We start from the raw sequence: 19,926 nt of genomic DNA, 5'->3' as shown, positions 1-19,926 counted from the left end.
ACTCACTCAATTACTTTCATTGCCTTCAATGCGGCCAAGCGCTGGGAGCGAAAGTTTTCAGCACCGCTGTTTATGGCTTCAAGCTTTTTCTTATCGCTCAGCATTGTCTTCTTGTCGCCATCACGCAATTCTGCTCCAAGCACTTCGGCGCCAAGCATAATGCAGGCTGCCAGCTCTTCGCCATTCAGGCCCTTTGCCAAGGCATCCTGAAAAAGAGTTTCTAAAGTCGAGACACTTATCCCAGTACCTAAAGTCGGCGATGTCAAGAATTCATATGGACGGCCCGCCTGCATCATTCTTTTCAAGGTACCGTTTACACTCAAGCATCCGCTAAGCGCTGCATCACCCTGCTTTCCACGATCCAACCCAATTCTGTTCCCATGAAGCAGTAAAGCTGCCATTTTCTCCAGCACAGGGAGGGGTTGCATCAACTCTGCCTGAAGACTTTCAAGAGATTGAGCATTCTCCCTAAGGAGAGCCTCCATCTCATGACAGATGTCGAACATGCCCACGACTTCTCCAAAGTGCGTATTAAAACTATAGACATCAACGGCTGGGGCTTCGCGCAAAGCTAGACGAACACGGCCAAGCCGTTCTATCTTTTCCTGCCCAGAAAGACTAAGTGAACCCTTCGCAAAGATATCTCTACGAAATGCTTTATTAGTGGCTAAGTCGATTAAAGTACTACGAATTAGTGAATTTTTTTCCGCAAGCACCGTGTCATGCAGGCTCTCGACCAATAGGTCGTCGAAGAGATCAGGTAGCGTTGCAGAAGCCACCGGACTCAGCTTATGGTTCTTGCACCGCTGGTGCATATCGGACACGAACATGGGGGCCCAGCCCTTAGATCCATACTCCTGCGTGAGATAGTTAACCGGACTCAGGGGGATCTGGCTCAGATCAGCCCTGAGTGTTGGCTGCGCCATTCCCAGCACATGGGGCTGCTCTTCAGGTCCTAATAGTGAATTGAGAGTGGTTGCTGCTCGGAGATAGGCTGCATGAGGGCTGGACTGATCTGAACGCTGAAGCTCCAGCTCAGACAAGACATGAAATGCAGTTCGACCCAGCCATCCAGGAAAGGTATTGTACGAGCAATAGAAGAGCCCTCCAGGCCTTAATGCCTGGCTGGCGAGTGCCAGCATTGCATTTTGAACCGGTTCGATGACCCAGCTGGCAATGCCGTGAGCGGCAACATAGTGGAAGTGCCCATTGACTCCAGGCAGCAGTCCAAGTGGGGATGAATTGGAGCAAAGGTCACAGAAGTCTGCCTCTATAAACTCAATATTCTTCAGCTTCAATTGAGTAACAAGCCATCGACTATGTGCAATATGCTCAGGGTGAAAGTCGACACCAATGAATTGGCCTTCTGGATAGCAGGCAGCCTGAAGACATAGGCAAAGACCCATTCCACTGCCAAGTTCAAGGTAGTGAAAAGGGTCTCCTTCGTGTGCTCGCGGAGGTTCGTGGCCAGCCACAAGGGAAGCAAAATCAAGCCAGCTTGGAACCTGCTCTCGATAAAAACTACTCGTATAGATGCTGTTGGAGAAGTACCCGTGATCCCAATGTGGCATGAGTTTACTGGATTTTATGCAAAGAATTTGCCTGCCAAGTCAAATACTACTGAATCAGGCGTACCTTTGTTCGAACTGTAAAGGGTTCAACTGACCCAGCAATCACCGTGTCAGGCTGGATAGTCAGAGATCTAGAATCTACAAGGGTTGCGGTGATAGGTACTCCTTCCATTAATAGAGAAGTAACGATGCTGCCAGTGGGTGAGAGCTGGCCGGCACGCGTGTTGGCAGCACTGCCATCAAGAATCGCAGGCCCACAACGCCATAACTGAGCCGCCGTACCTGCACCAGTTGTATAATAGTGGATCAGGCGTGTTGGCACCGCTGTACTAGGGCTTGAACTGTCAAAAATAGGGACAGTAATTGTAAATAGTGAGTTCACTGTGGCTGCACAACCTGATGTGGATACGCCCGTCGCCACAGAGATGCCTTCTCCTGTCTCAGTTTGAAGCAAGTAAGTGAGCTTGCCCCAGTCGCTGCGGCGTTGCTGTATCGAAAGCTGGTTGGCACTGGAGCGAATGTGTGTAACGCTAATCGAGGCTGCAGCTGCAATCAAAATACCTCCAATTGCTGATACGACTAGAAGCTCAACAAGTGAGAATCCAGACAGATTAAGGGTGGCCGAGCGATGAGCAGGTCGAAAGTATCCATCTGAAGACGAGTTAGGCATCTCAAGTTGAGCTGAATACTGTGCAACTCGAGGAGACATCAGAAGAGGCTTCATTGCGACCCAGGCGAATTAAACCAAGAGTTCCAGAGAGACGAACACATTGGACTGGTTGCTGGCCAGAGATGGCAATGCGAACCTGAACATCTGAAGCCGAAGAAATCGCTCCACGAGGGGTAAAAGTCCATGAGTCCTGAGAAGATCCAACATTAAAATTATCGGAACCAAAGGTTGCAGGGATATTGAATGCTGGATTGGCTGAACAGCTTGTGGGTTCTACTCGTGCCAGGCGCGAACCGGGAGAACGGCTGCCAGTATCAACAGTAACCGTACAGGCGGTTCCGTTGCGTTCTGGGTTTCTGGAGATTTCCTCTAGCCAACCAGCAAGCTCGATCACAACTGCGTTGAGCCGCTCTCTCCGCCAAGAATCTATTCCCAAGGAAATAGTGACTGCTCCAACAATGCCAATCAAGACAACAACAACCATAAATTCGGTGAGTGTGAAGCCTTCTGATTTACCCTTGAGCAAGGTTGTTAGCATTTAAGGGCACCAAGCTGCTACGGTTGGAGTAAGATTGACCACGCGAGTGACCGCCACATTCCCATCAATAGATCCCGTGTAAGACCATTGAAGGAGATGGCCAGAGGTACCAACCAGAAGGGGCGTGGTTCGAGTAAGATTAGTGCCAGCTGGCCAGGCAGGTAGAGTGGGCATTTGAGTGATAAAATTATCAGTGATCGTGCGATTTGTGCAAGCACTCCGAAACGCAAGTGTTGCCGTTGTTGCCGCTGTTGGGTCAGAGTTGGTCTGATTGGGAGAATAGTAATTCTCGTTGCCGGGTGTGTTGACGGAGCAATCTCCTGCTGCTACAGCGGCATTGATCGTGCTGTCAAGGCTTGTGCAGCTTCCGGGGCAGCAAGTATAGCGGTCATTCAGCGTCTGAACGGCGGCAAGATCTTGATCAATCAGGGCATCAAGTTGCGTTTGAAGGCCTGCCTGCTGCGATGTACGGTTCCCTCCAACCATGATGACGGCTACGCCAGCAGCTACAATCGATAACAATACAGCACCTACAAGAATCTCCACCAAGGTAAATCCAGATCGAGGCACAATAATTAACTGATTCCGCTTTGCAAAAAACACCATGAGATTCTGCCGCGGTGGAGCTGCTAAAGCGGATCGAACAATGATTGCTGAACGCAAAGTCATGATGGATGCCTAGTATAACTTGCCTTGGGCGGTGCTCCTGGCCACCCAATCAAATAGAACTTCACTAGGAGCACCACCTCCTCCAATTAAGGTGCAGAATGCTCCGCCGCCGGTGACACAACCGGTTGGCGGTGCGGCAATTTCAAAGCTACCATTAAGCTCTAGATTATTAGACCAGAGAGAGCCCACAATTTCAGCATTTCCACCGATGTTAACCTGGCCTTGCCGGAAATAGACAAATGTTGAAAGTACGCCAGGTGTCCCTTGAAGATCAAAGACATTGGACGCTAAGTTTCCATAGAAGGAAACTCGATCAAATTGAGAAGCGGGCGCAGCGGTAGCGCAAGCTGTTGTGGCGCCAGCAAAAGATCCACACCTTACATGTTGTATGCCACCGGTTCCACCAGTAGCCACGGTGCCAGGTGAATCGTTGAAGTACAATGCAATTCGGCCACCAGTCGAATCTATTGTGAGCACTTTAGTGCCGGTATCAATGTCAGACATGCGGCAGTGATAATTTGCGACAGTGGAGGTAACTTTTTCGCAATAGTTGGCAGTGCTGCAGCCACTTAGCGTGGAACCGCTAATGTCGCACAGCTCAATAGCCGTATCGGTACTGTTGACTCGCATGTAGGTATTAACCTTGGATATTGAACCCTTATTGCTTGTCGTGCCTGGGTAAGTGGGTGGTGGATCAATGTTGATCGCAATAGGGGTCACTGGAACAGTATTGCCGCCAGAAGTGCTAATGCTGCTTACGCCGGCGCCGCATGTTGCTGTTGACGTGATGCATAGAATGGCCTGAAGAGGATTGCCATCAGGCCCAAGAATATCGCCTGCTCCTCCCGAGGCTTTCGTGACACCACCACCATTGAAGCCAGTCACAACACCAAGCTTGCCTGTGTTGTCACTACCACTGGTGCAAATCGTTCTGTCGTTACCGTAGATATTGCCAGGGCCGTTGAAGGAGAGGCCGCAGCACTTTGGAACAACTTGATATTCTCTAGTCACCGTGGCACGAGCGGCTTGTGTGCCACCACGAATCACTTCGCCCTCGACTTCAAGCTGAATGTATCCAAGGTTGTCGGGCTGACCTGAGGATGCCGTTTGAAGATTGATGAGCTGATTGGTGCTGTTATCAAATGCCGGGGAGCTATTGCTAGTGGAAAGACTTCCTGCACTATCATACCTGCTCTCAATCCAACGTGTTCGATTGCTATTGGAATAGCGAACCGATTTAAGAATGAAACGCCGCGAACTGTTGCCTGACACCAGATTCTGCGTTGAATTTCCCGCAAGTGCTCGTGCTTGAGATGATGTTGGAGTGGCCGTGGGAAGTTGTCGACAAGGATTCTGCTGGCGAGCATCAGGTGTGGTGCCCCAGCTGCTGAGCGGTAACCCTGAAACCAGCATCCGTCTGTTCGGAGGATTATTCAGCTCGCTCACAACCTGCACAATCCCAGCTTCGGCTACATCGCGGGCTTCGCGGCTCTGGCTTTGGAGCCGTGAAGCCAGCAACCCCGAGCTACCACGCATCGCCAAGGCCATGGAGCCCATGATGCAGATCAGGATCACCAGCATCACCGCTGCCATCGAAAATCCAGCCTGAGCGGCACGGTCACGCTGGCGAACGCGGACCAAGCTCCTCTGCAAGGATCCGAGCAAGAGGAGGCGAAGCTTCGCCTCTGCAGCTGCTGACTTGATTATTGGGGTCGGCATGGCGGCTTAGCCTCGGTCCCTACAACAACTACATCTCCCTCATCATAGGATCGAACAACGCTTTGGCGACGCCCATGAAAGGGAGTTATATTTCTTGACATTGCGGCAATCGTGCTGCTCGAATGAAAGCTGAAAAGAAAATGCTTTAGCAAGTTCAGTGGAAAGTTTAGAAAGAGTGCACTTCTCGTCTCTGGCATCTTGGTGGGGAGGATGGAGACCTATTGGTATGAATATTGCGATCGGAAAGGTGGCGCAAGCCTGTGACACTAGTTTGTCCGAGTCTGCGGCTTTTCCAAGGTCTAACCGGTTGAGTCATGCCAGGGCATAAATGGCGCTATGCTCGCTTTCCACGGGGGAAAGGGCGCATTCGAATGGCGGAATCTAGGGGCCCATGATTGCGCCTGCAGAGGCTTTCATTGCAGTGAAAGCACGAGGAAGTCCTGGATTTGAGTCAAGAAGTGCATCGTTATTATTGTAGAATCTTTGATTGAAGAGCCGCATTCATGTCGGCCTTTGCCAGGGAATCTCTGTACAGCCCCTGTTGAGAAACAGGCTTCAAGACAGGGACACGAGTCTCAAGTCTTGGTTCGAGTATTTTCTTGGGTTAACCAGGTCCTCCCCTCCCTGGGGCAATTTGAGTTTTTCTTGGGTGGTCTTTCAAGTGTCACTTGAATAAAGGGCCCATGCAGCTTTGATAGGCAGAGATGGCATCGGGAACTAGCGGCAAGCCTGCTCGGTAGCTCTCCGGGATCAGCGTATTCAGTTGGTTAATCGCTTGTTCGTAATTCACCTTGGCTTCTGTCGAAGACGCGCTTCCTGGATGTGCACGGCTGGATGCTGTGATCCAGAGACTTTGTCGCTTTTGCCGCTCACGCTCGGCGGCTTGCACTTCCTCTTGATGCAGCCGGCAGTAAAGTAGGCGCTCTTGAGCAGTGAGGGATTGGATTTCCGTCTCGCCGCTTGAAGGCAGAGCTGCAGGGTTTAGGGTGTGCTGGAGTTTGCGCTGGGCCACGAGCCGTTTATCAATCGTGGCCAGGCACTTCTTCATCGCCTCCACCCGTCCCTGTGGGGCATAGTTCGCCTGCACCTCCTCCACGCAGGCCCTCCGGCCCGCCTCGGAGGCCTCAGGGAACCTCCTCTTGGGCTGAGACCAACAGCCGATCAACAGGGCCAGAGCCAGCAGGGGCGCCACTCTCCCCAAGCGCATGATGGTCGTGCGCAGCATCATTCCAGCCTGATCGATCTTCAAGATCTCAATAACAGATCCCCGAGGTGGGATCGCAGGATCGGGAGGCGGTTCGTGCTTCGCTGCTGGCGGCATACTCAATTCCATTGCCCGCTGCACGGCTGTTCATTGTGAGCACGTAATTGATGTTGCTGGAATTGGTGATGCTCACCTCCAGGGTGGTATTTTCCACCAGGATCACATTGGTAATCGTGTCGAAGATCAAGGATCCATTGTCGGCGATGTCGGGTCCGCAGCGCCAGAGATCACCGTTCTGGTTGTAGTAGTGGATTGTGCTGATTCCACTCACCGTGCCCGGCGCCGGCACCGTGATCGTGAGCAGGGGATTGGTCACAGAAGCGCATCCGCCACTGCCGGCGGTGAGGCTCACACTCAGGCCCTCGCGCACCTCCGTATCCACGAAATAGTTCACCCGCCCCCAGTGGTCGCGCAGGCGCTGGATCGCCTCCTGGTTGGAGCTGCTCCGCACATCACCGATCAGCACCTTGGCCGCCACCGCCAGGATCACCGCCCCAATCGCCGCCGCCATCAGCAGTTCCATCAGGGTGAAGGCCCTGGCGCTGGCGGACGGACTGTTTTTGTGGTGCCGGTGGAGTTTGTCCATCAGAAGAGGCCTGGGTAGGTGCAGGAGCCACTCACAGTGGTTTCACTGAAGCCCACCCGAATCAGCCCCAGCGGAGAGCTGAGCTGCACGCAGCGCATCGGTGGCTGGCCATTCAGGGAGATCGTGATCTCCAGGTCGCCGTGGTTGCCGTTCGGCAGGCCCCGCGCCGTGCCGCGAGGCGTGAAGGAGAAGGTGGCGGGATCGGCCTGAATGGCATAGCGATCGCCGCCGCTATTGGCCAGGATTCGCAGCGGTTGCTCACTCATGCAGGTGTTGGGCAGGGTGGTGGTGGTCACCGGTGCAGCCGAGGCGATCACCGTGCCGGCCACGGCGGAGGCATTGGTCTGGATGGTCACCTGGCAACCCGTTCCCTTCAGGGCCGAGCGGCGCACAGATTCCAACCAGCCATTCAGCTCCACCGCCACGGCGTTCACCTTGCGGCGCTGCCATTCGCGCACGCCAATGCCATTCAGCACCACCGCACTGAGGATGCCCAGCACCGCCACGGTCACCAGCAGCTCTGCCATGGAGTAGCCCCGGGGCCGGCGCGATCGGCGCCGCTGGCTGCGGCTGTTCAAATGCGCGGACACCAGGCCACGGTGGAGGGAAGCAGGGTCATCTGACGCATCACCTCATTGGAGGCGGGATCCACATAGGTCACCGTATAGCGGTGCGCACCGCCCTGGGTGGTGGAATCCACCGCGATCGTGCGCTGCAGGCCGGTGGGCACGGGGATCGAGGCTTCGATCAGCTGTTTGAGCGGCGTCACCAGATCCAATGACGCGAGGTAGAGGCATCGGTTCTGGAAGGCGTCCAGGGCCGTCTTCGCCTCATCGGCAATGCCGTCGTGGTTGGCATCGTCTGCCACGTCGACCACACCGTCGTTGTCAGTATCGGGCCCCACCGGATCGGGGAAGTACGCATCCTTGCCCATCGGGGTATCGGTGCCGGGCGCGATCAGACAGGTGCCGCTGACGCAGGTGAAGCGATCATTGAAGCGCTGGATCTGGGCCAGATCGGCATCGATGGCGGCCTCCTTCTGGTAGCGCAGGCCCGTCTGGTAGCTGTTCATGCTGCTGGTCAACGAAATCGTGACGGCCCCCATCAGCGTGACCAACAGAATCACGGCCGAAATCAGCAGCTCCACCAGATTGAAGCCATCTTGCTCACGGCTGAGCGCCGAGTGCAAGAGCCGTGCTCGAAGGATGATCTTCATGGCAAACGACTCAGAAGAAACGCAGACTCTTGGTGGCGCGGGTCACATAATCCACGATGGGGAAGTCCTGCGTGGGTGCCAGGCCACCCATCCCCATCATATCGAGCACGTCGGCCAGGCCAGAACCGGGAATGGTGAAGGTGATATTGCCGTTCGTTGCCAGCTGATTCACCCACATCACTCCATTGAAGCCACCGGTTCCCCCAATCGTGACATTGCCCTTGGGGAAGTAGGCAAAGAGTTGCAGCGCCTCTGAGCCGCCGTTGCCGATCTCCAAACTCTGGCTCGGGTCGCAGGTGCGGCTGGCTGAGGGCAGGCAGCCGAACAGACTGAGATCGGTGATCCGGCTGGGCAGGTTGCCGCTGTTGTTGGAATTGATGTGTTTGAAGCCGCCGTTGTTGCGCAAGGTCAGGGTCGTGATGTCGCTCTGGCTGTTGGGGAAATAGAAGCGCACCGGCCCGCCGCGGCTATCGATGGTGATGGTGCGGTTGTTGGCGCCGAAGTTGAGCGTGTTGAGGCTGCAGGTAGTGAGTGGTGGTGTGCTGCTGCTGCGGCTGCACACGGATCGGAAATTGGTGGGCCAGCTGCTCATCGGCAGCCCCGTATCCAGCAAGAGGTTGCCGTCGTTGAGGTCTAAGACGTTGTCATCGAGATTGAGATTACAGAGCGCCGTGTTCTGATCCAGGCAGGTGGTATTGGCTGGCGCCGGCATGGCGGGCATCGGCACATCCACCACCTTCACCCCCGTGCCCAGGTTCTGGTTCAGGCTCACACTGCAGGTGGTGCTGGCAATGCAATACACAAACGGAATCTTGACGCCCTCACTGTTTCTGATACTTGCAGAGGTGCCAAGGATCGTGATCGATCCGGTGTTGTTCGCGGCGGCTCCGCCCACGATGCCGAAGCCGATCGAGGGGCAGGGCCGGGTGTCCGGCCCGAAGGCGGCCCCGTAGCCCCCCAGCGACCCCCCGCAGCATTTCGGCACCACCTCAAAGGTGCGGCTCAAGGTGGTGGTGGCAATCAGGGTGTCGTTGCGATAGCTCATCCCCCGCACCTCGATCGTGATCTCCCCGGCCCGGGCGGGGAATTCCGCTTCGCCAGTGCCATCCGGGTCGTAACCGGTGGTGACCTTGAACCTCTCGGTGCTGTTGGCGTCGCTGTCGTTCTTGCTGGTGGGCGCCGATGGTTCCCGTTCGCTGGATGAGGCCGGCTGACTCACGCTCACCAGCTGGAAGCGCCGCTCAGTATCGATCACTTGCTCCGCCTTGGGATCAGCCCCCGCCGGGAACGCCCCACTCAGCAGCGGCAGGGTGGTGGTGCAGAGGGAGCCCGTGATGCCTTCATTGACGGGATTTTCGATGTAGGTCCGCGTCTGGCTGTTCAGCACCGCCCCATTCACCAGCAGCCGCCGGTTCCGCTCCCGGTTCAGCTCGCTCACGATCCGCGCCATGCCGATCTCCGCCGCCTCCCGCGCCTCCCGGCTCTGGGCCTGCCAGGCCGCCCCCATCCGCCCGAAGCTCACCCGCCCCATGATCGCCACCCCCGTGAGCAGCACCCCCAGGGAGAGCAGCAGAACGATGACAAGGGAAAAGCCTGGCTCGGAGGCAGGCGGCCCTGGTTTGTGAAGGTTCACGGAAGACGCTCGCCCTCAATTTTTTGCTTAGTCTAGGCCCGCATAAAACTGCGGACCATTGCGTTCACACCATGGTGATGCACGTTATTGAATCCACCCGATTCAAACCAGGCATCGCGAGATCAGCCTGGCTGGTTATTTTTAAACGTGTTCAGGCTGGATTGTTCCTGAGCTGGGCTATTAGACGCGATCGAGGTTCATCACTTTGTTCCAGGCGGCGATGAAATCAGCCACGAACTTCTCGCCGCCATCGTTCTGCCCATAGACCTCTGCGATGGCCCGCAGCTGCGAGTTGGAGCCGAAGGCCAGGTCCACCCGGGTGCCGGTCCAGCGCAGCGCACCGCTGTGGCGGTCGCGGCCTTCGAAGGTTTGCGAGGTACTGCTCTTCGCGGTACTGGCCTGCGCGGCAGCAGACTCCGTCGTTTCGGCGATGGGCGTCCATACCGTGCCCATGTCGAGCAGGTGCACGAAGAAGTCGTTGCTGAGGGTGCCGATCCTGTGGGTGAACACGCCGTGGGGTGAGCCGTCAGCGTTGGCCCCCAACACCCGTAGGCCACCCACCAGCACCGTGAGCTCCGGCGCGCTCAGCGTGAGCAACTGGGCCCGGTCGACCAGCAGCTCCTCGGCCCGTGCCGCGAAGGCGCGCTTCTGGTAGTTGCGGAAGCCGTCGGCCTGGGGCTCCAAGGGCTCGAAGGAGGCGGCATCGGTCTGCTCTTGGGAGGCATCGACACGGCCCGGTGTGAAGGGCACCGACACCGCATGGCCTCCGGCCCGGGCGGCCTGCTCCACGGCGGCGCAACCTGCCAGCACGATCAGATCTGCCAGGGAGACCCTGGTGCCAGTGGCTTGTGTTGTGCTCTGGGCTGGGTTCTGGGGATTGTGCTGGGCAGTGCTCTGGGCTGCGTTCTGCTTGGAATTGATCTGCTTGGCATTGAACTGTTGCTGGATGCCTTCGAGCACTGCCAGAACCTTGGCCAGTTGCTCAGGCTGGTTCACCTCCCAGTTGTTCTGGGGTGCCAGGCGGATCCGGGCGCCGTTGGCGCCGCCGCGCTTGTCGGAGCCGCGGTAGGTGGAGGCCGAGGCCCAGGCGGTGGCCACCAGCTCCGGCACCGACAGCCCCGAGGCCAGCACCTGAGCCTTCAGGTCGGCGATGGCGGCGGCATCGATCAGGGGATGGTCCACGGCCGGAATCGGGTCCTGCCAGATCAGGTCTTCGTCGGGCACTTCGGGGCCGAGGTAGCGCGCCTTGGGCCCCATGTCGCGGTGGGTGAGCTTGAACCAGGCGCGGCCGAAGGCGTCGGCGAAGGCCTGCTGATCCTGGTGGAAGCGGCGGGCGATCGGTTCGTAGATCGGATCGAAGCGCAACGACAAATCAGCGGTGGTCATCATCGGCCGGTGCCGCTTGCTGGGGTCGTGGGCGTCGGGGATCAGGTGCTCCTCGCGCACATCCTTCGCCCGCCACTGCCAGGCGCCGGCCGGGCTCTTCTCCAGTTCCCACTCGTAGCCGAACAGCATCTCGAAATAGCCCCGGTCCCAGGTGGTGGGGTTGGGCTTCCAGGCGCCCTCGATGCCGCTGGTGGTGGCATCGGCGCCCTTGCCGCTGCCGAAGTGGTTCTTCCAGCCCAGCCCCTGCTCCTCGAGGCTGGCGCCTTCCGGGGCGGGCCCCATCAGCTCCGGACTGCCGGCGCCATGGGCCTTGCCGAAGGTGTGGCCGCCGGCCACCAGGGCCACGGTTTCTTCGTCGTTCATCGCCATGCGGGCGAAGGTTTCGCGCACATCCCGCCCGGAACCCACCGGATCGGGCTCGCCATTGGGGCCTTCGGGATTCACATAAATCAGCCCCATCTGCACGGCGGCCAGGGGGTTCTCCAGTTCGCGCTCGCCGCTATAGCGTTCATCGCCGAGCCAGGTGGTTTCGCGGCCCCAGTAGATGTCGTCTTCTGGTTGCCAGATATCGACGCGGCCGCCGCCGAAACCGTAGGTGGGGAAGCCCATCGATTCCAGGGCACAGTTGCCCGTGAGGATGATCAGATCGGCCCAGGAGATGCGGTTGCCGTATTTCTGCTTGATCGGCCAGAGCAGGCGGCGGGCCTTGTCGAGGTTGCCGTTATCGGGCCAGCTGTTGATCGGCGCGAAGCGCTGGTTGCCGGTGCCTGCGCCACCACGACCGTCGGCGGTGCGGTAGGTGCCGGCGCTGTGCCAGGCCATGCGGATGAACAGACCGCCGTAGTGGCCCCAGTCGGCCGGCCACCAGTCTTGCGAGTCGGTCATCAGGGCATGCAGATCGCGCTTGAGGGCGGCGAAATCCAGCTGGCTGAAGGCCTCGGGATAGTCGAACGCCTCCCCCAGAGGGTTGGAGGCCGGGCTGTGCTGATGCAGGATCCCCAGGTTGAGCTGGTGCGGCCACCAGGCCTGGTTCGCAGACCCTCCGGATGCGGCGGTGGTCGCAGCGCGCCCCGCAAACGGGCACTGGCCAAGCTCAGTCATCGCGGTGCGGCAGCGGGGGGGAAGACGTCCACGGGGTGGAGTCGTTCCCCTTGACCGTATGCACCCCGGGCTGGAGGGTCAGGTGCTCAACACATTCCGTAGTGGCGCAGGGGGGCGGAGTTCAAACCTGCACTCGAACAATCAGAACACATCCACGCCTATGACGAACGACTTGACAGCTCAATCATCTGCCTACATAATGGAGGTGCTCATATCCCTCACGATTGGAAGGAGAATTTTGTTTCGAGATTTGCGCCGCTCAAGTGGCCTTTTCCCCATCCCTCGCGGCTGCCGCAACCATACAGTCAGCAATTCGTGGATGTGTTGGGATTCTTGGAATACGCTTGGATCCACACCCGTCTCGGCGGATTAACGCCATCATTACTACTGGATTGTTGAATTGGCACGCCAAAAATGTATCAGTAGCTTCCTCTTAGGTTCGCGATCTGATTCTGACGTGCGCAATTGGGCATGTGCCGACCCCTAGGCATGTCCTGCTAAATTGCCTACTAGGCGAAACTTTGGCTACCATGGCAAGCAATTTAAGGATATTCTCACCTAGGATTCAGAATTATTCGGTTTCACCTAGGCTAATTGCTTCTATATTGAGCCAGGATCCCTATTCAACCAAAATGTCTAAATCTGTTAGTCATCGCACCCAGCTACAGCTACTTGCGAATCTGCATCGCAACCGCACTCTGCTCCAAAAGGGCTTCACCCTCGTTGAGCTGATGATTGTGGTTGCCATCGTAGGCATCCTCTCCGCTGTAGCGCTTCCTCAGTTTCTCAATGCTCGTAATGCTGCAGCTGCAGGCGCAGCTGTTGGAGAGCTCATGGGTCTTGCCAAGGAATGTGCCGTTGGCCAAGCTTCTAAGATTGGAGCAGCTCCTGTTAATCCCGCGGGCGTCACACTAGACTGCAATGGCAGCGCTAGCGTTAGCATCACTAGCGATGCTTGGACCGCTGGACCTTCAGGCGTTAGATGTCTAGATGCATCTTCTACGGCTACTTCCACAAAAGCAATTGCAACCGCATCTTCCACAGGTAGTCTTTCTTGCACGTTCGGCTAGAGCTTCTATTGGCTCTATATTGAATGACGCCTTGATTGATGCAGTCAAGGCGTTTCTTTTTAGCTTAAATCATCTCTTTATGGCTAGTAGTTTATATTTTATCTGCTAATGAGGGCTTTGCTGTTCGGCTGATCTCTTGATGTTCAAATCTGCGCTCGCATCAATGTTTCTGGATTCAAGCCTATCCTTTTTTGCTATCAGTAACGCCCTTAAATATTTCATTCTACCCTCATGAGAACAGATCGTAGCGAAAGATTGATTGGTTACTATAGAGAGATGGCCTTCTCAGGAGTCAAAAGAATTGGCTCGAGCAAGTTTGACTTGATGAATATTAGAAAGTTTAGATATATTTTGAGACCTTTTTTCTATGAATTTGCAGTCGATACTGTTTTAGACTATGGAAGCGGCAGCTGTTCGTGGCAAAGTCCAGATTTTGACGGGGGTAAATCCGCATTGGATTTCTTTTCCCTTTCTCGTGTGTGCGAATATGAGCCATCTCTAGCGAAAACAGCTATTGAAGCTTCAGATTGCGTGGTCTGCTTTGACGTTTTAGAGCACGTTGCCGTCGAAGACGTATTCAGTATTGTTGATAAGTTGTTCAGGAATGCCTATAAACTTGTCGCGGTGAATATAGCCAATTATCCCTCTAGAGCTGTTCTTCCGAATGGCGAAAACTGTCATATCACCAGGCGTCCTTACCTTTGGTGGAAAGGAGTTTTTGAGACAATATCTTCAAATTATCCACAAGTGAGCTGTTTCCTTTGTGTTTCTGACTCTTACTGGAGCGCGACTTGCTCAGAACTGTTCTCGGCAGAGTCCGCCATCGCGAGATTTGACGATGTCAGTTATTGTGATGAACCTTTGCAGATTTCCCTTCATGGCTTAGATCATTTAGAATTATGTTCGTCGAATGACTATGTTCAATTTCTTCTGAGCCAGAGTAGATTTTCTGATGCCCTTTCCGCATGTAAGCTTATTGGGTCAAGAGGTGATTCTGAGGAGTCCGAAGTCCTTCGCTGTGCAGGTCAAGCCTGCGTTGAGCTTAAAAACTATCCAAAAGCTGCTGAATACTTTCAGTTGGCTTATCTGCTAAGACCGGATGATAAAGTTGCTAGAGCATTGATTAAAGCCCTCAGGTCAGAAGGTCAAGCTGCACAATCCGTTTCCATAGGCCTTAGCATTGAATCGCATTGGGAGGGAGAGTCAAGAGCTGGTATTGTAACTCAAATTGGGTTGTCTTATATTTCTCTGGGAGAGATTTCTCTTGCAGAGGAGGCTGCCCTGCGAGCAATTGAATGCTTTAGTTGCAGCTCGGAAGCCTTCTTTATTCTTGGAATCGTCGAAAGCGTAAGGGGTAATCATGATATAGCTGTAATTCAATATAACAAGTCAATTGCATGTGACCCTTCAAACGTCTGGCCTGTATTAAGAAGGGCGAATGAATTTTTAACTGTCTCTAAAGTGCAAGAAGCAATTGATAATGGATATGATAGACGAGTGGAAAGTGATCCGATTCACTTCCGGGAATTTTTGCCACTTGATTCCTGGAGAGCCCGCTGCTCAAGTGATGCAGAAAGTGTTTTTATCCTGCACGAGCAAGGAGTGGGAGATCAAGTCTACTTTTCTAGGTTCTTTTCGTGGTATGCCCGACGCTTCCAGAGGGTGTATTGCAGAATTGATGCTCGATTAGAGCGGCTATTTGCCAGATCTTTCCCTGGAGTTATATTCAATCCAAGCAATCCAGTGCAAACTGCTGATCAATGTTCGTCTTGCTTTCCGATGGGAGATATGATTTCATTTATTCCAGGAATGCATTTGGGCCAAAAACAATTGGGCAGGTACCTCCGCGCTGCTTCGGAACCGAAAAGAAGAAAAGGTGAATGTTCTTTTGGCCGAGGTCTTAGGCTTGGTATATCTTGGAGAAGTGGTCGGCAATATATTGGCGCTCGAAAGTCAATCCCCTTAAGCTTGATGATTGAATTCCTTCGTGAAGCAATTCTTCCAGGGGATGTTATTGTATGCCTGCAGCACCAAGTCGACGAAGAAGAGTTTAAGCAGCTTGAGGAGTCCGGATTTGGTGTGGAACATGGAATTCATGATTCTTTTTCCGATTTTGACTCTCAGGCCTGCATGTTGGCGAGTTGCGATATCGTTCTCACAATTTCTAATGTGAACGCGCATCTCTCAGGGGCTCTTGGAGTGGAAACCTTTGTCCTTGTGCCGCCTGGCTTGGGATTGACTTGGTATTGGGGGAGGCAAGAGTCTCAATCATCGTGGTACAAGAGTGTAAAAATCTTCCGCTCTTTATTTGCTGACTCATGGGCTCTCCCTTTGGAGCAGGCATGTGCTGGTATTGCTGCGCGCCGATCTTCGCTAGCTGACTGACCCCCGCATTAGGAAGCCGAGCTCGATCAGCTCTAGGGCTTATTAGAATTTATCCAGATACCAATGGCTGCAGTGGTTCTCGCCAGCCCATTTAGGGACTTCTGAAAAAGCCAATACGCCTACGCCGGAACAGCTTTGAGCGATTGGAAAGCGCTAAGCTGGTCTGGGACGGAGCAGTCTGTGATTGCCGCCATTTGACGGCCGCACATGTACTGTAAGCGCAATAACGGTCACTCTCAATCGAGGAGTTCTATCTGCCCTTTTTTGGGAAACTCGACCCGGATAACCGCTGGGGTGCTGCTGTCTGAGTTAATCCCCTGCCCCCTGTGTCAGCAAAGAAGTCTGCTCGGCCTGCCCCATCCACCAAGGATGCGATCGGGCCGATCCTGAAACAACGATAGGCGCCAGTTCAGGCAGATGGTCGGCCCTGGGTCTCAGCGATCAGCCTTGCTGCGCTGCTCGGGGATTGTCGGTCTCCAGCAGCAGGCGGTTCAAGTACCGCATCAGGTTTCGCACTATTGAACTGTCGAGCCTCTTCAGCTGCCCGATTGCGGTCTCAGAGATCCGAAGGGTCCAGGCCAAGTTCACTCACGTCTTCATCGATGCTGTAGGTCCGCTTCTTACCCAGGCGAGCCCGTTCAGCTGCGGTGGCACCCAGGTAGGCGTCCTCCAGGTGGTCCAATCCGTTCTCGATCAGCTCGTGGAGGTAGAAGTCTTTGCTGAGCCTCGGTGGCAGTGGCCAGCGTCTCCAGCCGCGCCTCGGTGGCCGGGTTCAGTCGAAAGGCGTGGATATGGTCTTTCGCCGAACAATAGGTTTAAGCTAGCGGGAAGGAATACCTTCTCCGCCTCCGCCACGGCAAGGCCGGTGCCCAAGGTTTCGCCTCTGCAAGAGCTTTTGCAGCCGAGCGATTAATCCGCAGCGAGCAGCGCATCGCGCACCTCATCCCAGTCGAGAACTGGGTCGGCAGGGTCCTTTAGAGTCGCTACGCCACAGTGCAAGTCCTCGATGTCATCGAGGTCGTACGCAATGGCTTGGCGGATGATGTCGGCTCGGCAACGATTGAGCTGCAGGGCAGCTGCATCGAGCTCAGCCCCCAGTTCATCGGGTAAGCGGGCGGTGACCTGAACCATCGCAGCACCCCTGACTTCGTGGAGATGTCAATGACATCAGTGTATCCCGGCCCTCCACGCGGGTCACCACGACGGAATTGCTGATGCCTCATGCCTGGACCCAGTACTTCGCTTAGCATGAACGCATGAATATGTGTTTGGCATAAAATCCTGCACTCCGATGGTCAAGCAGAGGTGCCAGTGGCCAGATCTCCCTCGGCAAGGAGTTCGCTGGTCGCACCGTGCTGATCGACAGCAGGGAGCCTGGGGTCTGGGTGATCAAGACCGCCCGCACGAGCCCAGACTCTTAACTCTGCCTGCATCAACCCGAAGCTGCTCGAGGCTGCTGATCTCGACGCCCTCGAGCATCACCTGAGACGCCTGTGATTGGGGCACCCAGTGATTCAGCTTGATCTCAATAATCTGGAATGTCAGGCCAACCTGGCACAGATCAGCGCCCAGATCGGCGCCGGGATGCAGGCAGAACTCTCCCTACGCTGAAGCATCCGTTGGGGGTTTCCGTGGCCGTGGCCGCGCCTGTCTGGTCGGAACCGGCGCCTCTTTCGGTGCCGACTCCATGGCCACGCTCCCAAGATGGGCGCCGTACAGTGTCCGTACGTTCTTAGCGCTTGTTGTCGTGGCCAGCACCAAGCCGCAGGGTCACCGGCCGGCCAAGACCAGTCGGATCGAGCTGCGTGCCACAGAGGACGACCGCGCCCTGCTGGATTGGGCCGCTACTGCCCTCGGTACCCACCGCAGTTCCTTCCTGCTCTCCCAAGGTCGTCTGGCCGCACAGCGGGTGCTGGCTGATCGCCAGCACTTCCTGCTCGATGCCGACGCCCAGCAGGAATGGGAGCGGATCAACAGCCGCCCGGCCCGCAACCTGCTGGGCCTGACGCGCCTGCTGGAGCGGCCCTCACCCTTTGCCCAGCCCGCGGCGGATCAGCCCCAGGCATGAGCCGCTACAACCCGCCGGAGCTGCTGGCGGCCTGTTGGCCCGACTGGGGGTGGACGAACGCCATGAAGGCCAGCCTTAGCGACGCCATCGGCTGCCGCGGCTTGCTGGTGCATGCCGAATCCAAGCAGGCCCGAGGCTTCTATGAACATCTGATCCCTGAGTTCGATCGTTCACCCACCGATCCACTGCACCTGTTACTGCTGCTCAAGGACATCCGCCGCACGCTGGGGGGTTGAAGCAGGCCGCTGGTGGGGCGCCCATCAAAAACAGGATGCAGGCAGAACTCTCCCTACCCTGAAGCATCTGTTGGGGCTTCCCGTGGCCTTGGCCGCGCCTGTCTGGTCGGAGCCAGCCCCCCTGCAGCTGGAGGGCTTTGGCCCGGGGCTGGAGGCGGAGCTGCTGCGCGATGCCCTGGAGGCGTTGGCGGAGGATCCCTCTACCAAAGCGCTTGTCCTGTTCGGCTCCCGCGCCCGCGGCGAAGCCAGGCCCGGCTCGGATCTCGATCTGCTCCTGCTCTGCCGGGGCAGCAGCAGCCCGGAGGTGCGGCGAGTGCTCGAACGGCAGGCCCGTTGTCTCTTGGGGATCCTGCCGGTGGATCTCGACCTGCTCGTGGAAGACGAGGCCAGCGCCGAGAAGCTCAGTGGCTCCCGCTGGCATGTGCTGGGCCGCATCGCCCGCGAGGGGAAAGTGCTCTATGCCTCCTGAGGAAGACGCGGCCCTCATCCTCAAGGTGGCGCTCCGCCAGGAGGCTGCCCTGCTGGCGGCACTGGATGAGGCCTTTCCCCAGGAAACCTGGGGATTCATCGCCCAGCAGGAGGTGGAGAACCTGCTCAAGACCCTGATCGTGCTGGCGGATCAGCAGCCTCCCCTCAGCCATGCGCTGGATCGTCTGGCTCAGCTGGCCGGCGCCCAGCTGCCTGAGGAGCTGATCGAGCTCCAGCCCTTTGCGGTGAAGGCCCGCTACAGCCCGGAAGAAACCCCACTTCCAGCCAGCCGCGACACTCTGCTCCGCCTCATCCGCCAGCTGCGGGAGGAGGTGGAGGTGCAGATTGCCGCTGCGGTTCAGAGGCGAGAGGGATTTCCGCCGCGGGATTGAAAAGGGGACATCAGCGATCCAACCTCCCTGCGGTGGCAAATCCGCAGTACAAGGATCATCAGCTCACTCCGCTGTCATTCATAGGCAATGCGATAATTGCCCACCCGTAACCGGCGTAGCCCTTCAAACTCCCCTTTCAACGCAGAGCCCACCAGCCCAGTCGAGCGCCGGATCGGCGGGGTCTTTCAGGGCCGCAAGGCCACAACGCAGGTCCTCGATGTCGTCGAGGTCGGTCGCAATGGCCTGGCGGATGATGTCGGCTCCGTAACGCTCCACCCGGATCACGACTCGGCCGATCGCTGAACGCTGGTGGGGGATGGATCCAACGGGCAGTCAGGCGTGGGCGGCCAGCCATGCGGCCAGGTCGTCGGGGCCCTGGAAGTCGAGCAGGGCTTCTGCCAGGGCCTCAAGTTGCTCCAGGGGAAGGGCCTGGATGCGGGCGGTGGTGGCGTCGTTCAGGGGGCCGCAGCGGCGGGTGAGCAGGCGGAGGGTCACGTTGGCTTCGCCTTCCTGGCGGCCTTCTTGCCGACCTTCCGCCAGCCAGTCCTGCACGGCGCGGGTGTGGCGGATCTCCTCGCGGGGGATGCCGGCGATCACCATGATCTGCTCCTCGCTCAGCTGTGGAAACCGTTGCACCAGCATAGGCAGCACAACCGTGACTAGGTCCGGACGGCTGGCCAGGATCTGACGGCTGCTGGCTGCCAGTTCGCCCACGGGCCGCACCGGCAGGGTGAGCAGGCTGTCTGCATCTGCACCTCCAGCAGCACCACCGGAAACTCCGCGCTGCCGGTTTCGGCGCAGCCGGTGGCCTCACGGGGCCAGAGCACGCCATCGAGCCGGTGGCTGAGCTCCTTGATTTCGAGAGCGGAGAAGCGATAGAGGCGGTCGCCGGGCGCGGAGGGGTCGAGGCCGAGATCGCTGGTGCTGCTGCCGCTGGCGGTGTCAGCACCCCTG

The 19,926-nt window shown here is 56.9% G+C and carries 21 protein-coding genes; 6 read left to right on the top strand and 15 right to left on the bottom strand.

Going from position 1 to position 19,926, the window contains the following annotated elements; genetic code table 11:
• Positions 1-2: 2 nt before the first annotated feature.
• The 11 genes from KQ310_RS06825 to katG form a co-directional block, all read right to left on the bottom strand.
• The gene (locus KQ310_RS06825) at positions 3-1,571 is read right to left on the bottom strand and encodes a class I SAM-dependent methyltransferase (RefSeq protein ID WP_259721020.1); all 1,569 of its coding nucleotides are present in this window, start codon (positions 1,569-1,571) and stop codon (positions 3-5) included.
• A 46-nt stretch (positions 1,572-1,617) separates the two neighbouring features.
• Positions 1,618-2,241 (bottom strand): prepilin-type N-terminal cleavage/methylation domain-containing protein, encoded by a 624-nt coding sequence (locus tag KQ310_RS06820; protein WP_259721019.1) that lies wholly within the window; start codon positions 2,239-2,241, stop codon positions 1,618-1,620.
• A gap of 1 nt (position 2,242) precedes the next feature.
• Entirely contained in the window at positions 2,243-2,779 is a 537-nt protein-coding gene (locus KQ310_RS06815) for a prepilin-type N-terminal cleavage/methylation domain-containing protein (RefSeq protein ID WP_259721018.1), read from the bottom strand.
• Positions 2,780-3,448 (bottom strand): type II secretion system protein, encoded by a 669-nt coding sequence (locus tag KQ310_RS06810; RefSeq protein ID WP_259721017.1) that lies wholly within the window; start codon positions 3,446-3,448, stop codon positions 2,780-2,782.
• 9 nt (positions 3,449-3,457) lie between these two features.
• Entirely contained in the window at positions 3,458-5,089 is a 1,632-nt protein-coding gene (locus KQ310_RS06805) for a hypothetical protein (protein WP_259721016.1), read from the bottom strand.
• A 742-nt stretch (positions 5,090-5,831) separates the two neighbouring features.
• Positions 5,832-6,416 carry a hypothetical protein gene (locus tag KQ310_RS06800; RefSeq protein WP_259721015.1) on the bottom strand — a complete coding sequence of 195 codons (585 nt, stop codon included), beginning with the start codon at positions 6,414-6,416 and terminating at the stop codon, positions 5,832-5,834.
• A 4-nt stretch (positions 6,417-6,420) separates the two neighbouring features.
• Entirely contained in the window at positions 6,421-7,017 is a 597-nt protein-coding gene (locus KQ310_RS06795) for a type II secretion system protein J (RefSeq protein ID WP_259721014.1), read from the bottom strand.
• Positions 7,017-7,607 carry a Tfp pilus assembly protein FimT/FimU gene (locus tag KQ310_RS06790; RefSeq protein ID WP_259721013.1) on the bottom strand — a complete coding sequence of 197 codons (591 nt, stop codon included), beginning with the start codon at positions 7,605-7,607 and terminating at the stop codon, positions 7,017-7,019. Before KQ310_RS06790 ends, KQ310_RS06795 begins: the two co-directional genes overlap by 1 nt.
• Positions 7,592-8,233 (bottom strand): prepilin-type N-terminal cleavage/methylation domain-containing protein, encoded by a 642-nt coding sequence (locus tag KQ310_RS06785; RefSeq protein ID WP_259721012.1) that lies wholly within the window; start codon positions 8,231-8,233, stop codon positions 7,592-7,594. The genes KQ310_RS06790 and KQ310_RS06785 overlap by 16 nt, the downstream gene beginning before the upstream one ends.
• Before the next feature lie 10 nt (positions 8,234-8,243).
• Positions 8,244-9,866: a hypothetical protein gene (locus tag KQ310_RS06780; RefSeq protein ID WP_259721011.1), complete on the bottom strand. Its 1,623-nt coding sequence runs from the start codon at positions 9,864-9,866 to the stop codon at positions 8,244-8,246.
• 180 nt (positions 9,867-10,046) lie between these two features.
• Positions 10,047-12,353 (bottom strand): catalase/peroxidase HPI, encoded by a 2,307-nt coding sequence (katG, locus tag KQ310_RS06775; protein WP_259721010.1) that lies wholly within the window; start codon positions 12,351-12,353, stop codon positions 10,047-10,049.
• Positions 12,354-12,883: 530 nt separating this feature from the next.
• On the opposite strand from katG, the gene KQ310_RS15850 reads away from it, so the two are divergent.
• A complete protein-coding gene (locus tag KQ310_RS15850) occupies positions 12,884-13,423 on the top strand; it encodes a prepilin-type N-terminal cleavage/methylation domain-containing protein (RefSeq protein WP_311134713.1) in 540 nt (179 codons plus the stop codon).
• A 231-nt stretch (positions 13,424-13,654) separates the two neighbouring features.
• Positions 13,655-15,808, top strand: a complete 2,154-nt coding sequence (locus tag KQ310_RS06765) for a tetratricopeptide repeat protein (protein WP_259721009.1) — start codon at positions 13,655-13,657, stop codon at positions 15,806-15,808.
• Between the two features lie 909 nt (positions 15,809-16,717).
• Here the strand turns inward: KQ310_RS06765 and KQ310_RS06760 are convergent.
• Positions 16,718-16,939 carry a ribbon-helix-helix protein, CopG family gene (locus tag KQ310_RS06760; protein WP_259721008.1) on the bottom strand — a complete coding sequence of 74 codons (222 nt, stop codon included), beginning with the start codon at positions 16,937-16,939 and terminating at the stop codon, positions 16,718-16,720.
• A gap of 616 nt (positions 16,940-17,555) precedes the next feature.
• Here KQ310_RS06760 and KQ310_RS06755 point away from each other — a divergent pair.
• The 4 genes from KQ310_RS06755 to KQ310_RS06740 all read left to right on the top strand — a co-directional run bounded on the left by KQ310_RS06755 (position 17,556) and on the right by KQ310_RS06740 (position 18,972).
• Positions 17,556-17,876 carry a DUF1778 domain-containing protein gene (locus KQ310_RS06755; RefSeq protein WP_259721007.1) on the top strand — a complete coding sequence of 107 codons (321 nt, stop codon included), beginning with the start codon at positions 17,556-17,558 and terminating at the stop codon, positions 17,874-17,876.
• A complete protein-coding gene (locus KQ310_RS06750; protein ID WP_259721006.1) occupies positions 17,873-18,112 on the top strand; it encodes a hypothetical protein in 240 nt (79 codons plus the stop codon). Before KQ310_RS06755 ends, KQ310_RS06750 begins: the two co-directional genes overlap by 4 nt.
• Positions 18,113-18,194: 82 nt before the next feature.
• Positions 18,195-18,581, top strand: a complete 387-nt coding sequence (locus tag KQ310_RS06745) for a nucleotidyltransferase family protein (RefSeq protein WP_259721005.1) — start codon at positions 18,195-18,197, stop codon at positions 18,579-18,581.
• Positions 18,571-18,972 carry a HEPN domain-containing protein gene (locus tag KQ310_RS06740; RefSeq protein ID WP_259721004.1) on the top strand — a complete coding sequence of 134 codons (402 nt, stop codon included), beginning with the start codon at positions 18,571-18,573 and terminating at the stop codon, positions 18,970-18,972. The genes KQ310_RS06745 and KQ310_RS06740 overlap by 11 nt, the downstream gene beginning before the upstream one ends.
• A gap of 123 nt (positions 18,973-19,095) precedes the next feature.
• Here KQ310_RS06740 and KQ310_RS06735 read toward each other — a convergent pair whose 3' ends face one another.
• From KQ310_RS06735 to KQ310_RS06725, 3 genes are all read right to left on the bottom strand, one after another.
• A complete protein-coding gene (locus KQ310_RS06735; RefSeq protein ID WP_259721003.1) occupies positions 19,096-19,257 on the bottom strand; it encodes a hypothetical protein in 162 nt (53 codons plus the stop codon).
• 48 nt (positions 19,258-19,305) lie between these two features.
• Positions 19,306-19,608 (bottom strand): DUF4351 domain-containing protein, encoded by a 303-nt coding sequence (locus KQ310_RS06730; protein WP_259721002.1) that lies wholly within the window; start codon positions 19,606-19,608, stop codon positions 19,306-19,308.
• Positions 19,609-19,631: 23 nt separating this feature from the next.
• Positions 19,632-19,926 (bottom strand): Rpn family recombination-promoting nuclease/putative transposase (locus tag KQ310_RS06725; RefSeq protein ID WP_259721001.1); only part of this gene is annotated, 295 nt, incomplete at its 5' end.

This window comes from Synechococcus sp. CS-1328 (assembly GCF_025128095.1).
GTDB lineage: Bacteria > Cyanobacteriota > Cyanobacteriia > PCC-6307 > Cyanobiaceae > CBW1002.
The sequence above is the reverse complement of the archived record's forward strand: the minus strand, read 5'-3'. Positions and strand labels throughout refer to the sequence as shown.

Bases quoted from the DNA above. Each gene is read 5' to 3' on its own strand.
- KQ310_RS06810 (WP_259721017.1), bottom strand. From the start codon at position 3,448: ATGACTTTGCGTTCAGCAATCATTGTTCGATCCGCTTTAGCAGCTCCA.
- KQ310_RS06760 (WP_259721008.1), bottom strand. From the start codon at position 16,939: ATGGTTCAGGTCACCGCCCGCTTACCCGATGAACTGGGGGCTGAGCTC.
- KQ310_RS06765 (WP_259721009.1), top strand. From the start codon at position 13,655: ATGAGAACAGATCGTAGCGAAAGATTGATTGGTTACTATAGAGAGATG.
- KQ310_RS06740 (WP_259721004.1), top strand. From the start codon at position 18,571: ATGCCTCCTGAGGAAGACGCGGCCCTCATCCTCAAGGTGGCGCTCCGC.
- KQ310_RS06750 (WP_259721006.1), top strand. From the start codon at position 17,873: ATGAGCCGCTACAACCCGCCGGAGCTGCTGGCGGCCTGTTGGCCCGAC.
- KQ310_RS06795 (WP_259721014.1), bottom strand. From the start codon at position 7,017: ATGGACAAACTCCACCGGCACCACAAAAACAGTCCGTCCGCCAGCGCC.
- KQ310_RS06820 (WP_259721019.1), bottom strand. From the start codon at position 2,241: ATGCCTAACTCGTCTTCAGATGGATACTTTCGACCTGCTCATCGCTCG.
- KQ310_RS15850 (WP_311134713.1), top strand. From the start codon at position 12,884: ATGGCAAGCAATTTAAGGATATTCTCACCTAGGATTCAGAATTATTCG.
- KQ310_RS06815 (WP_259721018.1), bottom strand. From the start codon at position 2,779: ATGCTAACAACCTTGCTCAAGGGTAAATCAGAAGGCTTCACACTCACC.
- KQ310_RS06785 (WP_259721012.1), bottom strand. From the start codon at position 8,233: ATGAAGATCATCCTTCGAGCACGGCTCTTGCACTCGGCGCTCAGCCGT.
- KQ310_RS06825 (WP_259721020.1), bottom strand. From the start codon at position 1,571: ATGCCACATTGGGATCACGGGTACTTCTCCAACAGCATCTATACGAGT.
- katG (WP_259721010.1), bottom strand. From the start codon at position 12,353: ATGACTGAGCTTGGCCAGTGCCCGTTTGCGGGGCGCGCTGCGACCACC.